Raw genomic sequence first — 22923 nt, 5'->3', positions numbered from 1 at the left:
GATGCAAGATGCGCTTTTCCACTCGCTTCGCGGTCGCCGTGCTGGCCGGCCTGGCACTGCCGGCCACACCTGCGCTGGCGCAGGATCATGCCGGCATCCGCTATGGGGACATCCCCGCCACCGCCTATGCCGTGGTCGCCGAGGTCCAGGCCAGGCCGGGCAAGGAAGACGCACTGCGCGAGGCGACGCTGCCGCTTGTCGCCAAGGTCCGCGCCGAGCCCGACAACCTGCTCTATTTCCTCCAGGAGGATCGCGAGCGGCCCGGCCATTTCATCTTCTACGAGATCTTCGCCACTCAGGCGGATTTCGAAGCGCATAACCGCACGCCGCACGTCCAGGCCTGGTTCGCGCGCCTGCCCGAGCTCGCCGAGGGGCCGGTCAAGGCCATGCGGATGCAGATCCTGAACAACCGTCCCTGACCCTGGCCCGGAGATCATGGCAATGAACAAGGCACTCGCAGCGCTCGTCTCGGCGAGCCTCGCCACCAGCGCGGCGCCCGCTTTCGCGGGAGACGACGCCAGGCATCCGACGATCGTCCTCGTCCACGGCGCGTTCGTCGATGGCTCGGGCTGGTCCGGCGTGTACCAGATCCTGCGGAGCGAAGGCTATGAGGTGGTCGTCCTGCAGAACCCGACCACATCGCTCGAAGACGATGCCGCGGCGACCAGGCGCGCGCTCGCCACCATCTCCGGCAAGGCAGTGCTGGTCGGCCATAGCTATGGCGGGGTGGTGATCACCGAAGCCGGATCGGACCCGAAGGTGAGCGCACTCGTTTACGTCGCCGCCTTCGCACCGGACCAGGGCGAGTCGGTCTCATCCATCGTCGCCAGCGCCCCGCCGGGCGTGCCAGCCTTGCCGATCGTGCCGAGCGCCGATGGCATGCTGATGCTCGACAAGGCCAAGTTCCCGGCGCTCTTTGCCGCCGACGTCGCGCCGGACAGGGCGCGGTTCATGGCGGATTCGCAGCAGCCCTGGGGTGCAAAGGCACTGGAGGGCAAGATCAGCACTCCGGCCTGGAAGACCAGGCCGAGCTGGTTCCTGATACCGCGGGACGATCATGTGATCCCGCCCTCCGGCCAGCACGGCATGGCGCAGCGCGCCGGCGCGACGATCCGCGAAGTGCCCGGAAGCCACGCGGTCTATGTGTCGAACCCGCAAGCGGTCGCGGCGCTGATCGAGGAGGCGGCTGCTTCCGCCTCGGCAAACCCGGCGCAGTAGGTCAGGCGGACTGGGCCGGAGCCGATACGTGACGGATGATGTCGCCCACCAGCCCGCGCAACCAGCGATGTGCGGGATCGTGGCGATACCGCACATGCCAGGCCATCTCGACCGGGAAGGTGCCGAGATCGACCGGGGCGGGCAAGATCTTCAGCCGCGGGTCGTGCGCCAGGCGGCGGCAGATCAGCCTTGGCAACGTCGCGATATGGTCGGTGACCGCCACCATCTCCGCCACTGCGAAGAAGTTGGTGACCGAGATCGCCACCTCGCGCTTGAGCTGCTGCTGGGCGAGCGCCTGGAACAGGCCGGCGCGCATTCGTCCGGGCGGCACGACGTTGACGTGCTTCAGGCGCTCGAACTGCTCGCGCGATATGTTGTCGCCGATCTCCGGATGGGCGACCCGCACGACACAGGCGAGGCTCTCGTCGATAAGATGCTGGACGACGAGATTGTCGGGCGGATCAACCATGCGGCCGAGCACCATCGCGGTCGTGCCCGACGTCACCCCGGTCTCGGCGAGGTCGTTGCCATAAGGCGTCAGGCGCAGCCTGATCCCGGGCGCCAGCTGCTGAAGCCGCGCGACGATCGCCGGCACGAGCACGAACTCGACATAGCCGTTGGGTGCGATGGTGAAGAGCCGCTCGGCGCTGGCGGGATCGAAGTCCTGCTGGCCGAGCACCGCATCATCGAGCGCCGCCAGCGCCTCGGATATGCGCGGCGCCAGCTCGAGCGCGATCGGCGTCGGCTGGATGCCGTAACGCTCGCGGATGAAGAGCTGGTCCTGCAGCATCGTGCGCAGCCGTGCGAGCGCGTTGGACAAGGCCGGCTGGGTCATGCCGAGCCGCTCGGCCGCGCGTGTGACGCTGCGTTCTTCCATCAACGCGACGAAGATTGGCAGCAGATTGAGATCGTAGCGCATGAGATATATCCTCATACGTATAACTGAAATCAAGGAAATAAAGTTCTGGAATGACTGATCGGGGCGCATATCAGCCACGTCCACCCGGGGACAGCAAGCGAATGGAGGCCCAGATGGCCAAGGGTAAAGTACTCGTGATCGGTTCCAACGCCACCCGGATCGAACTGCAAGGCGGTGGCTGGGCCCCGACCGGCCAGTATCTCAACGAAACCGTCGTCCCGGCGATGGCGCTGATCGAGGCCGGCTATGATGTCGTACTCGCCACTCCGGACGGGACCAAGCCGCATATCGACGAGCTGTCGGACTCGGCAGGGCATTTCGGCGGCGACGAGACCGCGCTCGCCCAAGCTCGCGCATTCTGGGCGGAGAACCCCGCGATGAATGCGGTGCGGACGTTGCACGAAGTGATCGCGGACGGCCTGGATGGCTATGCAGGCCTGTTCTTCCCCGGCGGCCATGCCCCGGCGGTCGACCTGATGCAGGATGCCGAGGTGGGCACGATCCTGCGCCATTTCCACGAACGCGCCAAGCCGACCGCGCTTCTCTGCCATGGCCCGATCGCCGTCGCCGCGGCGATGCCGCATGCTCGCGAGTTCCGCGCCGCTTTGGTTGCCGGCGACGCCGGGAAGGCGGCTGAATGGGCCAAGGGCTGGCAATATGCCGGCTACCGGATGACGGTGTTCTCGGCGAGCGAGGAGAAGATCGTCGAAGACAATGTCCTGCACGCCAGGCTGTATTTCTACATGCCGGACGCGCTGCACATCGCCGGCGGCGAGGTGGTCACCGGAACGATCGATTTCGAGCCCCATGTGATCGTCGACCGCGAACTGATCACCGGCCAGAACCCGCGTTCGGACCATCCCATCGCCAAGGCGCTGGTCGAGGCACTCGACCGGGCGCGGGCCACGGCGTGAGGACGCGGATGACCGGCGGGGCGCTACGGCGCCACGCCGGTCCGGCAAGGAAGATACCCATGTCCAATTTGAAGATCATCGCGATTCTCGCGGCACGGCCGGGCAAGGCCGAAGCATTACGCATCCTGCTCGATGGGATGATCGCACCGACCCGGGCAGAGTCCGGCAACCTGCGCTACGACCTGTGGCAGGACCGGACGGACCCGGCTCGCTTCGTACTCGACGAGCTCTACGCCGACGACGAAGCCGTCGCCGCGCACCGCGCGAGCCCGCACTTCCAGAACTATCTTTCGCAGATCGAGACCCTCGCCGAGCGCACTCCATTCGCGCTCGACCCGGTCGCGGTCGCCTGAGGCAAGGATCCTATCATGGCACTCAAGGACATCATCGGCAGCAAGCTCGGCTTCGGCGCCGCGCCACTCGGCAACATGTTCCGCGACATCCCCGAGGACGAGGCGCTCGCCACCGTCGAGGCTGCGTGGGACGACGGCATCCGCTATTTCGATAACGCGCCCTTCTACGGCGCCGGCCTTGCCGAAATCCGCATGGGCGAGGCGCTGAAAGGCAAGCCGCGCGACCAATATGTGATCAGCACCAAGGTCGGCCGCGTCGTGCTCGACGAGCTCGAGCAGGGTCCCCGCGACAATGGCGAGAAGGGCGGCGTATTCGAGCATGGCCGCCGCAACAAGGTGATCAACGATTATTCGGCGGACGCCACGCTGCGCTCGATCGAGGACAGCCTCAAGCGACTGCAGACCGACCGTATCGACATCGTCTGGGTCCACGACATCGCGCGGGACTTTTATGGCGACGATTGGCTGGCGATGTTCGAGAGTGCGCGGACGGGCGCGTTCAAGGTGCTCGACCAGCTGCGCGACGAGGGCGTGATCAAGGCCTGGGGGCTTGGCGTCAACAAGGTCGAGCCGATCGAACTGCTGCTCGATCTCGATGGCCCGCGCCCCGACGGCTCGCTCCTGGCTGGTCGCTACACTTTGCTCGACCATAGCCGCGCCCTGCAGCGACTGATGCCCAAAGTGGCGGAGCGCGGCCTCGGTATCGTCGTGGGCGGGCCCTATAGCTCGGGCGCGCTCGTGGGTGGACCGAACTTCGAATATGCTCCGGCCACGCCTGCCATTCTCGACAAGGTGGCCAGGATCAAGGCGCTCGCCGATCGCCACGGCATCAGCATGAAAGCCGCCGGCCTGCAATTCGCGCTCGCCAATCCCGCCGTTGCCGCGGTCATTCCCGGGGCGAGCCGACCCGGCCGCATCGCCGAGGATCGAACCGCGCTCGAGGAAGTCGTCCCCGCCGATTTCTGGCGCGACCTGCGCGCCGCCGGGCTGGTCGATCCCGAGGCACCGCTCCCGATTGCGGATTGATATTCAAACCATGGGAGACAATCGATGTTCTTCGACCTGCTAGGCTTCGCCCTGTTCGGACAGCCGGCCGCGCCTTCGGCCGGCTTCAACGCAGCGGCGCGTGCCGCCTGCGCCGCGCCGGTCGGCGCGCGTCCCCGGCTTCCCGGGATCACGATCGAGGCGGTCGCCGCGGGTGGCGGCGATCTGCCCCATCTCCGCATCACTGATCGCGACAGCGGCGGTTCGATGAATGCCTATTATGATCCCAGCGCCGAGCGTGCGGCATGGGCGCGGGCAGCCTGTCTCGGCGCGCAGATCCGGTTGCTCCATGCCGAGACCGGCGGTGTCTGGCGGAATGGCCGCTGGTTCTCCGTCGTCTTCACACCCCGCGCCGATTATATCCCGCCGCGCAGCGTCTCCGAGAAACGCTGGAGCATCGCCACCGCCCCCGATGGCATGCTCACTACCGCCGGGCAGCACATGACCGTCGTGGTCATGCCGCACGAGCAGGTCCATGGCTTTCAGCAGCGCACGGGTGCCCAGACACCGCGCTGGTTCCATGAAGGGCATGCCGAATGGATCAGCCGCAAGGTCGTCGCGATCCTGGCGCCGGCCGCCGGACAGGCGGATGCCCTCGAGGGCGCCCGCGCGCTCCGGGACTCGACCGGACCGGTCGCACTTGCCGGCTGGGGCGGCATGCAGGTGAAACCCGAGGCGATCCTGCGCCAGGTCAGCGCGGAGGAGCGGGAGAAGATCAAGGCCGATCCGCACTACACGCCTGCCGGCCCGTTCAGCTTCGGCCCCGGTGACATGATCAGCGACGAGAGCAACACCCCCGCGCGCTACGAAGCGGCATGGCGGGTCTTCGCAAGCCTCGAAGCCGCTCATGGTGCGGCGCGGGTCGAGGCGTGGGCGATAGACCTCACAGCGGCCGGCGGTTCGGTCACGGGTGCACGGGTCCAGGAGACCGCAGCGGCGGCATTCGGAGAGGATTTGAGCAATCGCCTGCGATAGACTTGGCTATGTCGGCTGCAATCCAGCCGCCGCACCGTCGCCGATCAACGGCGGCGTTGGGGATTGCAGCACTAGTCCCGCAGTTGTTTCAAAGCGTCCATCGCGCCGATTTGGTGCCCATCGCGCGCCTCCATCCAGTCTGCTGCGGCAACAAGATCGGGAACGGCGGTTTCGTTTGAGCCGAGTTGCTCGATACCCTGAGAGCCGATCAGGATACCACGCCCGACGCCGGCAGCCCTTGCCGCTTCCAGATCGCTCATCTTGTCGCCGATCATGACGGAAGCCGCGAGATCGATGTCCTGCTCGCGCGCAGCCTGCAGCAACATCCCGGGGGAAGGCTTGCGACACGAGCAACCGGCCTCGGGCAGGTGCGGGCAATGGTAGACCGCAAGCAAGGGAGCGCCATTCCGGGCGAAATCAGCCCCGATCCTGTGCATCAACGTCTCGAACGCCGCTGCATCATAGAAGCCGCGCCCGATGCCCGACTGGTTGGTCGTGACCACCAGGGCGTATCCCAGATCCACAAGGCGCGCCGCCCCCGCAAGCGCGTTGGGCAAATAGGCCAGGTCCTCGACGCGATGAAGATAGCCTATGTCGACATTGATCACGCCATCACGATCGAGAAACGCGACCTTCTTGGGCATGGCCTGCCTCAGCCGATGTGGCTTGTGGAAGAAGCCCTGATCCGGGTCACGAGCTGCGTGGTGGAGTAGCCCTGCCGGAACGGTATCGCCTCCGCCCGGCCGCCCCAGCTGCGCACGAGCCGAGTTTCCTCAAGGGTTTCCATGTCATAGTCTCCGCCCTTCACGTAGATGTCGGGACGGAGCTGCTCGATGGTCGCCACCGGCGTACGTTCCTCGAAAAGGACAACGGCATCCACGCACCGCAAGGCGGCTATGACGGCAGCCCGGTCCTCCTCGCGGTTCAACGGGCGGTCGTCCCCCTTGCCCAGCATGCGAGCCGAGACATCGGCATTCACGCCGACGAGCAACGCCGCGCCGAGCGCCCGCGCCTCCTGAAGATATTCCACGTGCCCACGATGCAGAATGTCGAACACCCCGTTCGTAAAGACGAGCGGACGAGGCAACCGGGCGACCAGCGCCGCGATTTCGGCAGGCGAGGATTTCGATTTCATTGTGCCGGTCGCTATGCCAAATGCACCCGCAAGCCAAGAGCGAACGGAGTTATTCCTTTCCCATGTCATTGTTCCTGCGCAATCTCGACGAGCACCGCGAACTGTTCCAGCGCCTGGATAGCCTCGATGCACTGGTCGGCGAAGTGGCCCTCCGGATTACGGAAAGCCTGCGTCAGGGCGGAAAGGTCATGTTCTGCGGAAACGGCGGCTCCGCGGCGGACAGCCAGCATCTGGCCGCCGAGTTCACGGGGCGCTTCATCAAGGATCGCCGTCCTCTTGCCGGCCTCGCCCTCAGCACCGACAGCTCTGCGCTGACGTGCATCGGCAACGACTATGGCTTCGACGACGTGTTTTCGCGGCAGGTTGCCGGCCTTGGCCGGGCGGGCGATTGCATTGTCGGCATTTCGACTTCGGGCAATTCCAGCAACGTCATTCGGGCCTTCGATGTCGCCCGGGAAGCTGGGATTGTGACGATCGGCCTGCTTGGTCGCGATGGCGGCAAGCTGGCCGCTCTCTCGGATTACGCCATCATCGTGCCGAGCGACGTTACTGCCCGGATCCAGGAGGCGCACATCCTGATCGGGCACACGCTGTGCGGCGCCGTGGAGATCGAATTGGGCGAAGCGGGCTGACCGTTTTGTGGGCGGCTTGCGCCGCCCACCTGTTCAGGCGTTCTCGTTGGACAGCCAGTTGATATAGGCCTTCACGCCCTCGGCGACGGGGGTGAACTCCGCCGCGTAACCGATCGCGCGAAGGGCGCGCATATCCGCCTGCGTATAGCTCTGGTACTTGCCCTTCAGGGCTTCCGGGAATTCGACATACTGAACGAGGCCGGCCTCGACCTGCTCGGCAAGGGACAAGGCCGGCAGCCCGTTCCGGTCGCGCCAGCTGTTGACGGTGGCGAGTGCCACGTCGTTGAACGGCTGCGCCCGGCCGGTGCCGAGATTGAACACGCCGCTATGGCCCGGATTCTCGAAGAACCAGAGCTTCACGGCGACAAGGTCGTCGATGAATATGAAGTCGCGGGACTGCTGGCCCGCTTCATAGCCATCATAGCCGCCAAAGAGCCGGACATGGCCCTGATCGCGTAGCTGGTTGAAATGATGGAAAGCCACGGAAGCCATGCGGCCCTTGTGCGATTCACGCGGCCCATAGACGTTGAAGTACCGGAAGCCGGCAATCTGGCTGGTGGCAGCACCCAACCGGCGCCGGACGACCTGATCGAACAGCAGCTTGGAATAGCCATAGACGTTCAACGGCCGTTCGAATTCGGGTTCCTCGCGGAAGACGCTGCTGTTGCCGTAAGTGGCCGCGGAGGACGCATATAGGAGCCTCGTGCCGTCCCGCTGGCAAATGTCCAGCAAGTCGCGCGAACACCGATAGTTCAGGTCCATCATGAGACGGCCATCGGATTCCATCGTGTCCGAGCATGCGCCCTCATGGAACACCGCTTCGACCTTGCCATAGGCCCCCTTCTCGAGTTCCGCGTAGAAGGTCCTCAGGTCCACATAGTCGGCGATCTGCAGATCGCGAATGTTGCGGAACTTCTGCCCATCGGTCAGGTCATCGACGGCGATGATGTCGTCGAACCCGCGTGCGTTCAGCCCCGCGATGATGTTCGAACCGATGAAACCCGCGGCTCCAGTGACGACCAGCCTCACGCGAACAACTCCTCTCTGGTAGGCACCGCGGTGCCGAATTTGCCGACAACGATACCGGCCGCGCGATTGGCATAACCGATTGCCTCCCGGATCGGCATTCCCAGGCCGATCATCACGCCCAGGATGGCGATCACGGTATCTCCCGCACCCGTGACGTCGAAAACTTCCCGCGCCTCCGCCGGGACCCGCAGATGCCCCTCACTGTCGAACAGCGACATGCCTTCTTCCGAGCGCGTGACGAGCAACGCATCGAGCTTCAGTTCCGTTCGCAGATTCTGCGCACGTTCGACCATCTGCTCCTCGCTGTCCCAGGCGCCGATGACACGAGCGAGCTCCGCCCGATTGGGAGTGACCACGGTCGCGCCGCGGTAAGCGGAATAGTCGTCTCCCTTCGGATCCACCAGCACCGGCTTACCGATCTGGCGGGCATATGCGATCTTGCGCGCGATCTGGGCGAGCCCTCCCTTCCCGTAGTCCGAGAAGATAACGACGTCGTAATCGCCTATCTGCCGCTCGAAATTATCCGAGAGTTCCGTGAGCATATGCGAGGCCGGACGATCGTCGAAATCGATCCGCAGCAGCTGCTGAGACCGACCGCTGACCCGCAGCTTGACGATGGTCTTGAGCGCATCGTGCGACGAAAGCAGGGGCTTGATGCCATGCTCTTCCAGCAACCCGGCCAAACGGACCGATGCCTCGTCCCTGCCCACGGCGCTGATCAGGGCAGCCTTGGCGCCAATCGAGCAGATATTGGCAGCCACATTGGCCGCGCCGCCGAGCCTGAACTCCTCTCCCGTGACGCGTACGATCGGCACGGGTGCTTCTGGAGAAATCCTCTCCACTTCGCCGAACCAATATCGGTCGAGCATTACGTCGCCGACCACCAGCACGCGGCTATCTTCGGTATTCAAAGCACGCGATGCCATCGCGGTAGGTCCCTCAAATGTGGAGTGCAAACCAGGCGGTCAAACGCCAGAGATCCGCCGGATTGTCACTCGTTCGGTTCGATGAAACGGATGAATGCCTTCGCGGCAACACCCTCTTGGAAAAGGCTCCAGCGATTCGCTGAATACGCCGAAAACGGCAGCCAGAAGCGATTCTCGACCGGAGACAGTACGAAAACCGGTCGAGCGGCACGCTCGGCGAGATGCGCCGGAAGGCTGTCGGCGGCGATGACCGCGTCACAACCAGCCACTGCCGCGATCATGGCTTCGAACCGGCGCGGCACGACGACATGATCGCGATCCGGCGTCTGCAGATCGGGGCGTTCTCCGTCGAGCAGATACAGGATCGGCTTCCACCCCGCGGCCGAGCATGCGGAGACCACGTCATCGACGAGCGATACCGGGAGATTCTTCGCAGCGACGCGGCTGCCGGGGAAGATGCCAATTCTGCCCGATGCCGGGATCGGGGACGGCGGTGCGGCACCCTCTTCCCCCGAGAATAGCCGATAGGACAGATAGATGTTCGATGCGGCCGGCAAGCCGGACACGCGTCCTGGGAATGCCAATGCCCGTTCGCGCAGACCCGACTTGTCGAAGACCGGGGCCTGGCTCGACAGGTTCCCGCGCAGCGCACGCCGCACCTGCAGGAAGCTGCGCGCGGCGGCGAACGCACCGCACCGGCGCACATCGTACATCGCAGGCACACCGGATTCGGGAATTTGCAGCGTGGCCCAGGGCAGCTGGATGTCGAGCGCCCTGGCGAGCGGCAACAGGTGCGACCCGATCAGCAGTTCGGGTGCGGCATCGCCCCGCATGCGTTCCAGTGCCGTGGCGGCGATGGTAAGATCGCCAAACGCCTTCAGGACGACCATCATGGGCGATCTCACAGCGCGGGCGCGACCTTGGGCCGCTGGCGCGACTTGATGCGACCGACGAAATGGATGCCCACGATCAGGATCAGGAAAAGAAGCGCCTGGAGCGCCAGTTTGATCGAAGGAACAATGCCATCCCGGAAATGGGGGATGAGAATGGCGGTCACCACGACATACAGCCCGAAGCGGAGCGGGAGAAACCCGTTGGCGATCGCCTTGTCCCAGATCCGCTCGAAGTTGGTCGAACGCTGGCAAAGCAGGCCGAGTGCCGTGAATACCAACGCGACGGCGATCACCCCGCCTTGCAGGACAGTCTCGGCGAGGAAGTTGGTCGCACCCAGCGGAGACACGCCGTCGAGCGCATCATTGCCCGCCTTCAGGAGCTCGTCCTTGCTTTCCCAGAATATGCGCGGAACGAAGCTCACCACCGAGAACAGGAAGCGGGTGCCATATTCATAGCCGATATAGCCGGCCTCCAGGCGGTTCTCGATCCCCGGCAGCGAGTGCCCGGCATAGACACCTTCGGTCATGGTGTAGAAGCCGAGGTTCTCGAGGCTGACCTGATCCGAAACGCGGAAGGTCGACACGAGGACCAGACCCAGCAGCGCGCAACCGCCCAGCGTCATGCGGGCCCAAGGCGTGGAAATCCAGGACCGCGAGGAAAAGAGTACCAGAGCCGCCGGCATCAGCGCGGTCACGACTTCAAGTCGCTTGGCGCGGAATGCGAGCACGAAGATCAGCACGCCTAGCGCGGCGATGATCAGGACCTTCAACGGGACACGCCCGAAACGCTGGCCCAGGATCAGCGTCACCATGATCACCAGACCCAACAATTCGGTGGCTGAGAAGATGAGGCCATTGCCGATCGTGGGCAGCAACCCGCTCACCTCGCTCGCATAGCCGGATCGAAACTCGTTCCAGCCGAACAGGAAGATACCAATGCCGAGCATGGCGAAGAGCGCCGGGTACCAGATCGCGGTGCGGAACTGCGTGGCACTGGTGATATTGGCGTAGAAGAGCAGGCGCGGTTCGCCGAGCAGCCGCCCGAGATAGCAGCCAAGCTCGAGGCAGATCATCGCTATGACCACGTACCGCATCGATGTCAGGGCCAGCCCCGGGTCCGCGGCCTCGGGGCTCAGGAAAACCAGCCCGTGATAATTGTACGACGCATAGGCGGCGGCGGCGAGCGGAACGCCATAATAGAAGGTGGACAGGCTCGCGAGATCTGCCGGATGCGGGAATCGCCGCACGATCAGCCGCACGCCGCTCCGCGCGGCAAAGGCGAGAGAAATCGCGAGAAGGAGGAAAAATTCCACCGTTAGCTATCCACGTGGTTGTGAGGACGGCCGCACCCTTGGCCGCGACCTGCGATTCACGAACGTTCGGCCGAAGATTGTCCTTCCTGCCACCAAGCGTACATCTGCTCCAGGCCCGAGCGCAGTGCGGTCGAGGTCTTGAACCCGGACTCACCCAGCAGACGATTGTCCATGATCTTGCGCGGCGTACCGTCCGGCTTGGAACGGTCGAATTCGATGGCGCCGCGGTACCCGACCACGTCAGCGATCAGGCCTGCCAGCTCCAGCACGCTGACTTCCTCGCTCGACCCGGCGTTGACGAGACCACCGCGCTCCCAATGCCGCATGAGATGCACGCATGCATCACCCAGATCATCGGCGAAGACCAGCTCGCGCTGCGGCTTCCCCGTTCCCCATACGGTGACCGAAGGAGCATCCGCCAGCCGCGCCTCGTGCATGCGGCGCATCATGCCGGCCACCAGGTGGCTGCTGGTCGGATCGAAATTGTCCCCGATGCCGTAGACGTTCGACGGCATCACGGTGAACGCGTCGAAACCGAACTGCTTGCGATAGGCATCGCACATCGCCACGCCCGCGATCTTGGCGACCGCATAGGGGAGATTGGTCGGCTCGAGCGGCCCGGTCAGCAAGCTGTCCTCCCGCATCGGCTGCTCCGCTTCGCGCGGATAGATGCAGCTGGAACCGAGGAACAGCAGCTTGGTCGCGCCGGCCGCATAGGCCTCGTGGATGACGTTGGTCTGGATCTCCAGGTTCATCCGGATGAAATCGCCACCGAACTCCTGATTGGCGAGGATGCCTCCCACCTTCGCGGCAGCCAGGAACACCCATTCCGGGCGCTCGGCCTGAAAGAAGGCCCGGGTCGCCGAGCGATCATCGAGCGGCAGTTCCGCATGGGTGCGCACCATCGGCTGCGGCAGCCCGGCGCGTTCCAGCGCACGGACGATCGCGGCGCCGACCATGCCCCGGTGCCCGGCCACGAAGATGCGGGAAGGCATGTCGGTCATAGCAGCTTGTTATCCTCGGGAGCGAGCTGATGCTCACGATACCAGCTCGCGGTCCGCTGAAGGCCAGCCTTCAGGTCGACCCGGGGATCATATCCCAGGGCACGCATCTTGGCGATATCGGGGCAACGGCGCGGCGTCGCGCCTTCCATCCCCGGCCCGGGTACGATCTCGAGATCGAGCCCGAGCGCCGCAATGACTTCCTGCGCCAGCGTCAGGATCGCGACCTCTTCCATCGATCCGATGTGGTACACGTTGCGGTGCGCGCCGTGCGCGTACATCTTGAGGATGCCGTCGACGACGTCCTCGACATAGCAGAACGCCCGTGTTTCACTGCCGTCGCCCTGGATCTCGAGAGTGCCGGTACCGTTCTCGGCGGCCGCAATGCTCTTGGCGATCAGCTGGGGGATCACGTGCTTCCAGCCCATGTCCGGACCGTACACATTGTGCGGGCGGAACACCTGCACCTTGCGGAAATGATCCTGGCCATAGTTGAAGGCGATGAGCTCGGAGACCAGCTTCGACCCGCCATAGGAATAGCGCGGATTCAGGGGATCCGGGATCACCATCGCGATCGACTCGTCGGTCGGGACGATCGCAGGCGTCTGATAGACCTCGGCCGACGAAGCGACGACCAGGTCGTACACCCCCGCCGCACGGCACGCATCGACGACCGCCAATGCGCCGCGCACGCCGACGTCGAGCACGAGCTCGGGGCGCTGATAGAAATTCTCGGTGCCGTTGATCGCCGCGAGGTGGAACACCACCTGCGCGCCGGCGATCGCGGCGGTCAGCGCCTCCGTGTCACGGACGTCGCAGGTCGCGGCCGTGATGCCGGGATGGCCCGCGATCCGTGCAGGCTGCCCGCGGAGATAATTGTCCACCGCGACGACCTCATGGCCCTCATCGGCCAGACGGCGGGCAAGATACGCGCCGATGAACCCGGCCGCGCCCGTCACTACAGCCTTCATGCCGCCTTCTCCCCTGCAACGAGATTCCCGACGGTGACGTAGCGTCCGGGCTGCACGCCCATTTCGTGACCGAAGTGATTCCAATAATCGTAGATGAAACCATTGGTGCCGAGCTTGCCGGCGAGCCGGTCGAGCGTCACCTTGCGATAGCTGGGATGATTGTTGGCGATGAAGAGGATGTGCGCGCCTTCGGCTGCGCCTTCCAGGTCTCCGTGCACTTCAAGGCCCAGGCCCAACTCGCCGATCTGCTGTTCCTGCACGACCGGATCGTACACGCGGATCGCCCCTTCATGGCCCTGCGCACGAATCGCATCGATCACGTGCAGCGCCATGGAGCCTCGCAGATCGTCGGTCTCGGGCACGCCCTTGAAGGCCAGGCCTGCCAGCGCGATCGTGAGCGGTGCATTCGCGTTGCGAGCGCGGGCGATGGCGAACGCCTGCGCCACCGTTTCATGCGGCTGGCGTTCGTTCACCTTCCGGGCAGCGCCGGTGACTTCCATATCGACGCCATGCTGTGCCAGCGAGTGACGCAGGATGTGCGGATCCTTCTCCAGGCAAGGCCCGCCCACCAGCCCCGGGAGCGCGACATTGGTCCTGGGATAGCCAAGCTTGCCGAACCCGATCACGTCATTGGCATTGACGCCAACGGCGTCGCAGGCGCGCGCCACTTCGTTGGCGAACGCGAAACGTACGTCCCGATAGGTGTTGTCGATCAGCTTGATCATCTCGGCCGTTTCGGGCGAGGCAACCCGGACGACGCTATTCGTCAGCTTGCCGAACAGCGACGCCGCACGATCCGTCGCCGCGTCCGTCAAACCGCCGACGATCTGCGGCAGGTTCGCGATCTCGCGAAGCGCGTCGCCTTCCAGCGTCCGCTCCGGACACATTGCGACGAAGCCGGAACGGCCCGATTCCTCGAGCACCCGCGCGACCACCTCGCGCGTCGTCCCCAGCTTCACCGTCGAACGCAGGACGATCAGAGCGCCATCCGCCATGTGCGAAACGACCTCGCGCGTGGCGGACTCGACCATGTCGAGACGCGGATTGCCATCGGCACCAAGCGGCGTTCCGACGGTGATCACATAGGCGTCACACGGCGCGACATCGCTGAAGCTGGTAAAGGCCTTGAGGCTGCCACGCTTGACCACCTGGTCCAGGATCTCATCCAGGCCCTGCTCGGAAAAATGCGGCTTGCCGGCATTGGTGAGGTCCACGACTTCGGGACGGCGCTCGACGCCCACCACTTCGATCCCGCGCTGGGCCATGGCCACGGCCAGAGTCAGCCCGACATAGCCGAGCCCGACCACGGCAACCCTTTCGATATCCTTCAACGGATTGCTCCCAGTGACTTCAATTTGTGCGGCGCGGTGCATCGTTTCGCTGCAAAATGCAACGGAACCGCTCGATTACCGCGCCGAGCGTATACTTCGTTTCGGCCGCACGACGCGCCGCCGCACCGCGAACATCCGCCTCCGCCTTGCCTTCGGCCGTTGCGAGATGACGGACCAGCGCGGGCAAATCCGTCCGCGCCTGCGATCGATCGATCACCCATCCCGCATTTTCTTCGGCGACGACCAGCGCCAGTTCAGATCTCGGATGCGCGACTGCGATGATCGGGCGGCCGGCCGCCATGACATTGTACATGCGGCTCGGCACCGAAATGCCGTACATCCCGTCGACGAACGAGATCATCGTCGCCGTGCTCGCGTTCAACATTTCGGCCAGACGATCGCGCGGCTGCCGCGGCAGCTTCAGCAAGTTGCCCGCATCGTCGTTCGAAGCCTCCGAGACCACGGAGGATTTCCCGCCATAGCCGACCGCCAGAAACTTCAGGTCGGGCACGCCCGCGAGCGCCTGTGCCGTTTCGACGAAAAGCTCGACGTCGTGCGTCCGGCCGAGATTGCCGGAAAACTGGATGACGGCCATGCCGGCGAGCTGATGCTCGCCGAGAAACCGGTTCTGCTCGGCGGGAATCGGCCGCACTTCCTCGACGTCGCCCCAGTTCGGGATCAGCACCATGCGATCCGCATGCTTGCCGAGCTTCTTACCCACCACGTCCAGCATGTCCCGACCGAGCACGACGACCTGGTCGAACAGGCGAAAGGAATGATCGAACGCGACCTGGAGCACGCGATAGGGAGCCCCTCCCCGCATCACGTTCGTGGCGGCGAGCACTTCGGGATAGATATCGTGGACCAGCAGGGTGGATCGGCAACCGCGAAGGCGGGCAAGCCATCCGCAGATGAAGGGCACCGTGGGCGGGTTCGTGACGACCAGCAGCTGGTCCGACCGACGGAGCCGGAATGCGAGGAAGAAAGCGACCGCGATGGTGAAGCTGACGAGGTTCACCGCCCGCAGGAGGAGCCGGTCCTTGTCGAAATGCGTGGACCGGAGCCGGTGGATTTCCACGTCGGCGTGGCGCTCATGGCGCGGCGCGCGGATACCCCGCTCGGAATAGCTCGGCTGACCGCAAACCGCCTGGACGTCGAAATCCTTGGCAAGGCCTTCGGCGATCTTGGTGATGAAGTAGCCGGTCGACGTCTCTTCGGGGTAATAGAGCTCGGAAATGACCCACAGGCGCGGACGACTCATTTCGCTCTCAGCGCTTCGGGCGGCGGAGGCAGGTCCGGCAGCATGCTGCCGATGTCGAGATCGGGTTTCACGATCGCGGCGAGTGTCAGCGAAATCAGCTTCACGTCCGTCCACAGGCCCGCATGCACGGCATACCAGCGCTCGAGCGCCGCCTTGTACGGCGCGATCACTTCGCGATACACCGCCTCGCGGTCGACCGCCTGATCCAGGATGCGCTCTTCGTCCCGGAAGACGATCGAACCGATCCCCGAAAGCCCGGGGCGCAGATGCGCGATCGCCTTCCAGTGCTCGTCGGGAAACATCGCCGCCACGCGCGGGGTCAAGGGGCGATAGCCGATCAGGCTCATGTCGCCGAACAGCACGTTGATCAGCTGGGGCAACTCGTTGATCTTGGTTTTGCGAAGGAATTGACCGACGGGCAGCACCCGCGGGTCTCCGCGCACGGTGATGTCTCCACCGGGGAGCGTCGCGCTGTTCTTCAGCATGGTCGCGAACTTCAGGATGCCGAACAGCTTCCCTCCGCGCCCGATACGTTCCTGGCGATAGAATACCTCGTGCTCGCCAGTGAGCAGCAACACGATGACGACCGGGACGAGCACCGGCGAAAGCAACAGGAGCGCGCTACCCGCTGCCACGATATCAAACAGACGCTTGATCATGGCCTTACATCTTACCGTCTAGGAAGGTGCCCGTCTCGACGTGATGCAGCTCCGGACAGGCGACCCGGATCGCATCGACCAGTTCCGCCCGCGTCCAGCGGCCAGCGTCGCGCAACGCCTCGACCCGCGCCGCGAACGCATCCGCGCGCTGGCGGGCCTCCCGGTCGAGGGCAGGCTGCCGGATCACCCCGATCGTCTCAAACCGTTCCCAATCGACATCGTCGCCGGGCCCGTAGAACTCCTCGAAGGGCTTCTCGCCCGTCGTGTCGCTGTCAAAGAAATAGCACGGCCATTCGCCACGGCGCGCACATTCCTCGACCTTGCGGCGAGCCTCTTCCTCCGTCGCCATTTCGACCGGCTCATAGCCCGAGGCGCGCAGATAACGACGCGCGATCTCGGCGAAATCGATCAAATGGGTATCTGCGTCGAGCGCGGGGAAGAAGATTTCCCGATGCGCGCCGAGCGTCGCCGCGGCCAGGCACAGCATGCCCGACTCTTCACCCGTCACGAAGTAACGGCGCACATCGCGGGGAGCGGACAGGGGCTGGCGATGCACCAGGCGCTGCGTGAAGCCATGCAGCAGGCTGCCGTCCGAGAAAGCGACATTGGCAAATCGCGCGGTGCTGACCGGCACATCCGCCACGTCGGAGAACAGGAAGTCCTCCATGATGCGCTTGGTCGCGCCCATCAGATTGGCCGGGTTCTTCGCCTTGTCGGTGGAGACCGCGAAATATTTCCCCGAACCACCCTCCGCCGCGCGCGCGAGCGTATCGCGAACGTCGAGTACGTTCGTCGCGATCATCCGCATCAGCGAGAACGCGTCCTTCTCCGACCGGACGTGCTTCATTGCCGCCAAGTTGAACACCAGATCGTAGGGCCGCTGCTCTTCGAGAAACGCCTTCGCTTCCGGCCCGTTCATTGCCAATGGCAGGAACTGGGTCTCACCCTCAATATAGCCGAGAGAACTGCGGATATCGCGCACGACCTCTACGAGGTTGTTCTCCGAAAGGTCGATGACATGGAGCGCAGCCGGGGACTGCGCAAAGCACTGCCGCACGACCTGCCTGCCAATAGACCCTGCACCACCATAGACGAGGATACGCTTTCCAGCGATACGCTCATTTACCTCGGAACGATTCTTCTCCAAATCGTCAGAAAAGAGCCGATTGGTTCTACCGATTATATTTTCAATATTCATGCGGAACCGCTAGCCATTTTCTCGATAAGACGGGTGATGACGGCAGGAAGCGCCGCCTCGGGCGGCGTTTCCCTGACAAAATTGGCCGCGTTTGGCAAGCGACTGCTCTTCAAAAGACTGGCGTACAACTCTGGCCGCAACCACTCCAGCACATGGCCAGCGAGAGCCGGGACGGGCACCCGTCTGATCCGGCGGCCCAGCACTTCCTCGGCACGTTCCGCGACGAGATCATAGGTGAACGGCGTCGGATCCGCGGCGAGCACGACGCCGTGACGATCTGAATCCACGAGGGACAGGATCGCCGCAGCGGCACTCTGGTAGCTCAGCATTGCCCGAACCACCTCACGCTTCGGCGCAGGCGCCATCCGCGTCCTGACCACCATGCGCAGAAGCTTCGCCAACTTGCCATTTGGCGAGGTGTCGAAGAGCATCGGAATGCGCAGCAACACCGGCTCGAACGTGTCGGACGCCGCCGCCTCCAGGGCACGATCCCCGGCAAGCTTGGTACGGCCATAGTCGGAGACGGCATGCTCCGGAGTCTCGAAGCCGATCTCCTCGGCATGGCCGTAGACCGAGAAGGAAGAGACCTGGACGAAGCGGCGCACGCCTGCTTCCCGGCTTAGCGCGGCGAGAAAGGCGGGCAGCACCGTATTCGCCTGGTGGAGCGCCTCCTGGGATCCGCTGACCAGCCCGGTGCAATTGACGAGCGCCGCCGCTCCCGCGAAATGCGCGGCGGTGATCGCATGATAGTCCGGCACGACGACCGTTTCGAAACGATCGTCGCTGCGGCGCGCAATCGCCCGCCCGCGCGCGCCCAGCAGATGCATGATTTCCTGGCCGAGCCGGCTATGGCCCCCGACCACTACGACAGGACGCTCTTCACTCATATGCTTGTCCGCAGATCGATGCCGACGATATTGGCCCCGGCGTCGATGACCGTCGCGCCGCCACGGGCAGCTTCCCGCAACCGCACGGCACCCGAACCCTGCGTCGATGCAGGCGACGGAAGGAAGGCACCGGCAATGCCGTTGCCGCCGCTTACCGTTCCGCGCCAGCGACGCTCGCCATTCCCGCCCTTCAATCGCAAGGCCAGCTCCCAATGCACCCCCGGCCAGCTCGGCAGCGTCGCGGTGGCACCGGAAACCGTAGCGAGACCGGCGACATCGCGCACGCTGATCGGGAACACCCCTTCTGGAGCGGCGCGCACGAGCGGCAGGGCACAGTCCTCGACCGCGCCTCCGACCAAGCTGAGCGCGGCCAGGTCCCGCCCCGCGTTGATGATCTCGCCGTACAGGTGCCGGAACTCGCACTCGACCAGGTGGAAGCGGCCGGACACGCCGGTCGCGATCCCCTTGCTCGTATCCGCGCCATTATAGAGCGGGCTGGTCGGCCTGCCGTCGAACTGGCAATTCGCAAAGCTCAAGCGGGCGCCCTGACCCGCCGCCTGATCGATCGCGAAGCCCGGCCAATTGCGAAAGCTGCAATTATCGAACGCCATCTCGGCGCCATTGGCGCGGCAATGCACATAACCGACAAAGGTCTCGAACTGCTGGTTCATCGTGAAACTGCACGCGGACACCCGAACGTTCACGATCCCCGTCGCGCCATCCATCAGTAGCAGACCGGCATATCGCGAATAGCAGAACTGCGCCGCGCTGATCGTGATGTCGCGGGCCCCCGCCTTGAAGGTGACGGCATAATTGGCGAGATAGGTGATGACATTGCTGACGTTGATGTTCTGGCATTGATCGAAGACGATGCCGTTCAGCGCCTGATCGACCACGATGTCGGCGATCATGCCGTCGGCGCCGCGCACATGGATGCCGGTACCCACCGCCGACAGAAAGAGCCTGCGTATCGCGAAACCCTGCGCCTCGGTGAAGATGAGCGCCTGGGTTGGCGCGCTTCCCAAGGTCTGCAGGTCGCTGACCTGGACGGGCGCCCCGCCTGGATCCTCGCGGAGACGGCCGGCGACCAGGCCACTTCCCAACACGAATGTGTGCCCCTGCGCCCGCGTCGCGTCGATGACGGTCGGCTCGCCGTCGCCGTGCAGATGCTGCCCCTTCCGGACGCAAACCGTGCCGTCGATCCGATAGCGACCCGCCGGCACGTAGATGAGCTCGGCCAGCGCCGGACTCCACGGCGCGCTCGCCTGCGTGGCCCGGTTGAAGGCATCGGTGTCGTCGGTAACGCCGTCGCCCTTCGCGCCGAAGTCACGGACACTTCGACCCGTCATGCAGGGCGCGCCGGCCGGGGTCTTCTGCATGGCGGATGAGGGCGCCGCTCCGGCAGCCGCAATCGCCAGGCCGCCGCCCAGCAGATGCCGCCGCGTGGGATCCGCCAATATCCGGTCAGCCATTCGCGCCTCCAACACGGCCCTTCAGGAACATACCGAGCCGCGCCGAGATGACCGCGCGAACGGTCGATACCGCAAGGCCCGATGCGGCGACTGCGGCGGTTCCCGCGACGGCAAGCACCACCATCGTTTCGAAGCGCGATGCTCCGGCGGGGGCCAAAGCACGAATTGCCCCCACCACGACGAAACACGCCGCGACCGGCAACGCGACGTCGCGCACCGCCCAATCGCGCCAGGCCACCGGCAACTTGCGGCGCACCAGCAACGGCATCGCGATCAGCATGCCCAGATTGACGAGGAACCATGCCCAGGCAGCGGCAACTAGGCCATGCGTCGGCACGAACATCAGCAAGGCGGCCAGGAAAGCCGCCGCAGCCAGGATGTTCAGATAGAGCGGCGCCTTGACTTCGCCCCGGGCAAGCAACGCGAAATACGGGATCTGCAACAGCGCGTTCGCGAGCGCTCCGAGCGCCAGCAAGGCGATGATCGGCGCGGTGCGATTGGCCAATTCGACATTGCCGGCCCAGACCAGCACCAATTCGCGCGGGAAGAATATCAGAATGGCGGCAATGGTTACCGCCGCCACCGCCGCGACCTGTGCACTGATGTCGTAGCTCCGACGGAGATTCTCCGCGTCGCCGGCAGCCGAATGGCGGCTGAGCACGGGATAAAAGGCCTGGGATACCGGGCCCACGGCGGCTGCCACCAGATTCGAAACCGTATAGGCGAAGGTGTAATAGCCGAGCATTTCCAGCGGCAATACGTGCGAAATGATCAGCTTGTCGGCCTGGGTGAGCACGAGCGCCGTGAGATTGATCGCCACCAGCCCGCCGGCAAATCCCCCGATCCCGCGCAACGCCGATCCGGAAAACCGCCCCGCGGCGATCCGCGGCAGCGTGGCATGGCATTTGTGCCGCAGCACCATCACGCTCGCGAACGCGACCACGACCTGCCACAGGAAGAACGCCTGGACGGTGGGCGAGACCAGCGCCAGCACCAGCGCGGAACCGCCAAAGCGTGCCGTCGTGACGGCGATGTTGAAGCTGTTGTACCACACCTGGCGATCCAGGCCGTACAGCGCGCTGCGATAGATGGTTTCCATGAACCGGAACGCGACGACCACGCCGCACAGGCGCAGCGCCCCGACGACCTCGTCCAGGGGCAGCGACGTGGTCAGCCAATAGCGCGCGATCCACGGCGCGGCGACGACCAGGAGCAGCGCGCAGAGCAGCACGAAGCCCCCGCAGACCAGCTCCACCGACCGGAGCAGCTCGACCGCACCACGCGCCGGAAGGCTACCGCCAACGAACCGCGCCATTTCCCGCGACAAGGTCGGCGACATGCCGAGATCGAGGAGCGCCAGCCACGCCTGCAGGATGATGTAGATTCCGATCAGGGCGTAGCTCTGGATTCCCAGATAATGGATGAAAATGGGAACGAAGACGACGTTCGCGACCGCCGTCCAGCCCTGCCCCACGTAATTGGCGATGACGTTCCCGCGAAGAGCCATGACATTCCCGTGGTTGAAGCAGACCGCAAATGACACGATCGGCGCGACGCGCAACCGCCGGCCAGCATCCGGCAATCGATTCCGACAGGCCTAGCGGCCGATGCGAAGCGCCGCCCTTGCTTGCGCGACAGGCTGGCTGAGGAGACCGGTCTGCCCGGCGGCGAGCATGCCGGTGAGCACTTCCGCGGCCCCCGCGACATCGCCCACCCCCTGCTTCAGCAAGTCCACCGGGCGCTGGCGCGAGAAGGACGTGATCAGCTTGCCGATACGGGCCATCTTCCCCGCCCGCGGCGCGGCCTGCCGCTCCTGCGGCGCCTCGATCCCCGCCGAGGTGAACATCGCCAGCGCTTCCTCGACGGAACGCCCAGCGGCGACACGACGCGCCAGCTCTTCGTTGAGCGTTGCCCGGACGTCCTCGATATCGATCAGCGCATCGATCGACGGAAGATGGTTCGCCTGAACCGATCGCGCCGCCGTCTCGACGATCAAGGCGCCGACCGTCAGCGCATCGTCGAAGCCGGGGAGATAGCCCAGATCGTCTTCCACCTTCCAGTTCGCCTGCTCGGCCTCGCTGCCGCCGCCGAACTGCGAGGCGCCGTTGCTCCGGCGCGAACCGCCGTTGATCACCAGCGGCGAGTGGGAGAAACCGAAGCGGATATCGTCCAGGCACAGCGCGATCGTGGACGCACAATCCACGATGCTCGAGACGAAGAAACGCCCCTGGCGGGCAATCACGCGGTCCACCGCCGATCGCGCGACAAAGCCATGATAGATGCACGGCAGGCGATAATAGTCGTCCGTCTTCAGCAGCGGGCGAAGCGCCGCCCGGCTCGTCCGCACTTCAAATCCCCGGCCGCGCGGAAGCAGCGCCATGCCGCGACGGCTCAGCAGCAGATCCGGCCAGGCATAATGCGCACGCGCCGCGGACAGCGCCTCGATGCCGTGCGTCGAAAAGGCCTCGACGATCTGCTCCGGCGCAAACGGGAAGATGCCGTCGTCATCGCCGATGAAACCGAGAATCTTCCCCCGCGATTCCCGGATGCCCTTCTCGAAATTGTCGCGCATGCTCAAGCGCCGATCCGAGCGGACATAGCGGATCCGCGGGTCGTCGAACGACTGCACGACTTCCGTCGTATTGTCCCGGCTGGCGTTATCCAGAACCAGGATCTCCATCTCGGCCATGGGGCTTGCAATGCAAGTCCGGAGACTCGAAGCCAAATAATCCGCACGTTCACGAGTGGGAATAACGATACTAAGCAACGGTTCCATATCGTATGCTTCCACC

The 22923-nt window shown here is 64.7% G+C and carries 24 protein-coding genes; 7 read left to right on the top strand and 17 right to left on the bottom strand.

What is annotated here, in order from left to right; all coding sequences use genetic code 11:
• Nucleotides 1-8: 8 nt before the first annotated feature.
• Both GGR46_RS17485 and GGR46_RS17480 read left to right on the top strand, forming a co-directional pair.
• The gene (locus GGR46_RS17485; RefSeq protein WP_183999302.1) at nucleotides 9-419 is read left to right on the top strand and encodes a putative quinol monooxygenase; all 411 of its coding nucleotides are present in this window, start codon (nucleotides 9-11) and stop codon (nucleotides 417-419) included.
• 22 nt (nucleotides 420-441) lie between these two features.
• Nucleotides 442-1218 (top strand): alpha/beta hydrolase, encoded by a 777-nt coding sequence (locus tag GGR46_RS17480; RefSeq protein WP_183999301.1) that lies wholly within the window; start codon nucleotides 442-444, stop codon nucleotides 1216-1218.
• A gap of 1 nt (nucleotide 1219) precedes the next feature.
• Here GGR46_RS17480 and GGR46_RS17475 read toward each other — a convergent pair whose 3' ends face one another.
• Nucleotides 1220-2137 carry a LysR family transcriptional regulator gene (locus tag GGR46_RS17475; protein WP_183999300.1) on the bottom strand — a complete coding sequence of 306 codons (918 nt, stop codon included), beginning with the start codon at nucleotides 2135-2137 and terminating at the stop codon, nucleotides 1220-1222.
• 113 nt (nucleotides 2138-2250) lie between these two features.
• On the opposite strand from GGR46_RS17475, the gene GGR46_RS17470 reads away from it, so the two are divergent.
• The 4 genes from GGR46_RS17470 to GGR46_RS17455 are packed head-to-tail and all read left to right on the top strand — an operon-like array spanning nucleotide 2251 to nucleotide 5423.
• Nucleotides 2251-3051: a type 1 glutamine amidotransferase domain-containing protein gene (locus GGR46_RS17470; protein ID WP_183999299.1), complete on the top strand. Its 801-nt coding sequence runs from the start codon at nucleotides 2251-2253 to the stop codon at nucleotides 3049-3051.
• A 59-nt stretch (nucleotides 3052-3110) separates the two neighbouring features.
• A complete protein-coding gene (locus GGR46_RS17465) occupies nucleotides 3111-3404 on the top strand; it encodes a putative quinol monooxygenase (protein WP_183999298.1) in 294 nt (97 codons plus the stop codon).
• A 15-nt stretch (nucleotides 3405-3419) separates the two neighbouring features.
• Complete coding sequence (locus tag GGR46_RS17460) at nucleotides 3420-4430, top strand: aldo/keto reductase (RefSeq protein WP_183999297.1); 1011 nt, start codon at nucleotides 3420-3422, stop codon at nucleotides 4428-4430.
• A gap of 24 nt (nucleotides 4431-4454) precedes the next feature.
• Nucleotides 4455-5423 carry a hypothetical protein gene (locus tag GGR46_RS17455; RefSeq protein WP_183999296.1) on the top strand — a complete coding sequence of 323 codons (969 nt, stop codon included), beginning with the start codon at nucleotides 4455-4457 and terminating at the stop codon, nucleotides 5421-5423.
• A 71-nt stretch (nucleotides 5424-5494) separates the two neighbouring features.
• Here the strand turns inward: GGR46_RS17455 and GGR46_RS17450 are convergent, their stop codons facing one another.
• Both GGR46_RS17450 and rfaE2 read right to left on the bottom strand, forming a co-directional pair.
• On the bottom strand, nucleotides 5495-6067 hold the full coding sequence (locus GGR46_RS17450; RefSeq protein WP_183999295.1) for a D-glycero-alpha-D-manno-heptose-1,7-bisphosphate 7-phosphatase: 573 nt from the start codon (nucleotides 6065-6067) through the stop codon (nucleotides 5495-5497).
• 8 nt (nucleotides 6068-6075) lie between these two features.
• Nucleotides 6076-6558: a D-glycero-beta-D-manno-heptose 1-phosphate adenylyltransferase gene (gene rfaE2 / locus GGR46_RS17445; RefSeq protein WP_183999294.1), complete on the bottom strand. Its 483-nt coding sequence runs from the start codon at nucleotides 6556-6558 to the stop codon at nucleotides 6076-6078.
• Between the two features lie 62 nt (nucleotides 6559-6620).
• Here rfaE2 and GGR46_RS17440 point away from each other — a divergent pair, with 62 nt between their 5' ends.
• Nucleotides 6621-7190 carry a D-sedoheptulose-7-phosphate isomerase gene (locus GGR46_RS17440; RefSeq protein WP_183999293.1) on the top strand — a complete coding sequence of 190 codons (570 nt, stop codon included), beginning with the start codon at nucleotides 6621-6623 and terminating at the stop codon, nucleotides 7188-7190.
• Nucleotides 7191-7223: 33 nt separating this feature from the next.
• Here the strand turns inward: GGR46_RS17440 and rfaD are convergent, their stop codons facing one another.
• The 14 genes from rfaD to GGR46_RS17370 form a co-directional block, all read right to left on the bottom strand.
• Nucleotides 7224-8219 carry an ADP-glyceromanno-heptose 6-epimerase gene (gene rfaD, locus GGR46_RS17435; protein ID WP_183999292.1) on the bottom strand — a complete coding sequence of 332 codons (996 nt, stop codon included), beginning with the start codon at nucleotides 8217-8219 and terminating at the stop codon, nucleotides 7224-7226.
• Entirely contained in the window at nucleotides 8216-9145 is a 930-nt protein-coding gene (gene rfaE1 / locus GGR46_RS17430; protein ID WP_183999291.1) for a D-glycero-beta-D-manno-heptose-7-phosphate kinase, read from the bottom strand. The genes rfaD and rfaE1 overlap by 4 nt, the downstream gene beginning before the upstream one ends.
• A 65-nt stretch (nucleotides 9146-9210) precedes the next feature.
• Nucleotides 9211-10038: a glycosyltransferase family 9 protein gene (locus GGR46_RS17425; protein ID WP_183999290.1), complete on the bottom strand. Its 828-nt coding sequence runs from the start codon at nucleotides 10036-10038 to the stop codon at nucleotides 9211-9213.
• A gap of 8 nt (nucleotides 10039-10046) precedes the next feature.
• Nucleotides 10047-11351, bottom strand: coding sequence for a hypothetical protein (locus GGR46_RS17420; protein ID WP_183999289.1), 1305 nt, complete (start codon nucleotides 11349-11351; stop codon nucleotides 10047-10049).
• A gap of 56 nt (nucleotides 11352-11407) precedes the next feature.
• On the bottom strand, nucleotides 11408-12355 hold the full coding sequence (locus tag GGR46_RS17415) for a GDP-L-fucose synthase family protein (RefSeq protein WP_183999288.1): 948 nt from the start codon (nucleotides 12353-12355) through the stop codon (nucleotides 11408-11410).
• Nucleotides 12352-13323, bottom strand: a complete 972-nt coding sequence (locus GGR46_RS17410) for an NAD-dependent epimerase/dehydratase family protein (RefSeq protein WP_183999287.1) — start codon at nucleotides 13321-13323, stop codon at nucleotides 12352-12354. Before GGR46_RS17410 ends, GGR46_RS17415 begins: the two co-directional genes overlap by 4 nt.
• The gene (locus tag GGR46_RS17405) at nucleotides 13320-14654 is read right to left on the bottom strand and encodes a nucleotide sugar dehydrogenase (RefSeq protein WP_221262841.1); all 1335 of its coding nucleotides are present in this window, start codon (nucleotides 14652-14654) and stop codon (nucleotides 13320-13322) included. Before GGR46_RS17405 ends, GGR46_RS17410 begins: the two co-directional genes overlap by 4 nt.
• A 19-nt stretch (nucleotides 14655-14673) precedes the next feature.
• The gene (locus GGR46_RS17400; protein ID WP_183999285.1) at nucleotides 14674-15915 is read right to left on the bottom strand and encodes a glycosyltransferase family 4 protein; all 1242 of its coding nucleotides are present in this window, start codon (nucleotides 15913-15915) and stop codon (nucleotides 14674-14676) included.
• Complete coding sequence (locus GGR46_RS17395; protein WP_221262840.1) at nucleotides 15912-16574, bottom strand: sugar transferase; 663 nt, start codon at nucleotides 16572-16574, stop codon at nucleotides 15912-15914. Before GGR46_RS17395 ends, GGR46_RS17400 begins: the two co-directional genes overlap by 4 nt.
• Before the next feature lie 4 nt (nucleotides 16575-16578).
• Nucleotides 16579-17772 carry a polysaccharide biosynthesis protein gene (locus tag GGR46_RS17390; protein ID WP_183999284.1) on the bottom strand — a complete coding sequence of 398 codons (1194 nt, stop codon included), beginning with the start codon at nucleotides 17770-17772 and terminating at the stop codon, nucleotides 16579-16581.
• Nucleotides 17769-18659: an NAD-dependent epimerase/dehydratase family protein gene (locus GGR46_RS17385; RefSeq protein ID WP_183999283.1), complete on the bottom strand. Its 891-nt coding sequence runs from the start codon at nucleotides 18657-18659 to the stop codon at nucleotides 17769-17771. Before GGR46_RS17385 ends, GGR46_RS17390 begins: the two co-directional genes overlap by 4 nt.
• Nucleotides 18656-20038: a glycosyl hydrolase family 28-related protein gene (locus GGR46_RS17380; RefSeq protein ID WP_183999282.1), complete on the bottom strand. Its 1383-nt coding sequence runs from the start codon at nucleotides 20036-20038 to the stop codon at nucleotides 18656-18658. The genes GGR46_RS17385 and GGR46_RS17380 overlap by 4 nt, the downstream gene beginning before the upstream one ends.
• Before the next feature lie 85 nt (nucleotides 20039-20123).
• Nucleotides 20124-21692 carry a lipopolysaccharide biosynthesis protein gene (locus GGR46_RS17375; RefSeq protein ID WP_183999281.1) on the bottom strand — a complete coding sequence of 523 codons (1569 nt, stop codon included), beginning with the start codon at nucleotides 21690-21692 and terminating at the stop codon, nucleotides 20124-20126.
• 36 nt (nucleotides 21693-21728) lie between these two features.
• Nucleotides 21729-22907 carry a glycosyltransferase family 2 protein gene (locus GGR46_RS17370; RefSeq protein WP_221262839.1) on the bottom strand — a complete coding sequence of 393 codons (1179 nt, stop codon included), beginning with the start codon at nucleotides 22905-22907 and terminating at the stop codon, nucleotides 21729-21731.
• Nucleotides 22908-22923 lie beyond the last annotated feature (16 nt).

This window comes from Sphingomonas kyeonggiensis, from assembly GCF_014196745.1.
GTDB lineage: Bacteria > Pseudomonadota > Alphaproteobacteria > Sphingomonadales > Sphingomonadaceae > Sphingomonas > Sphingomonas kyeonggiensis.
Note: the sequence above shows the minus strand (reverse complement) of the source record. Positions and strands in the feature narration are given on the sequence as shown.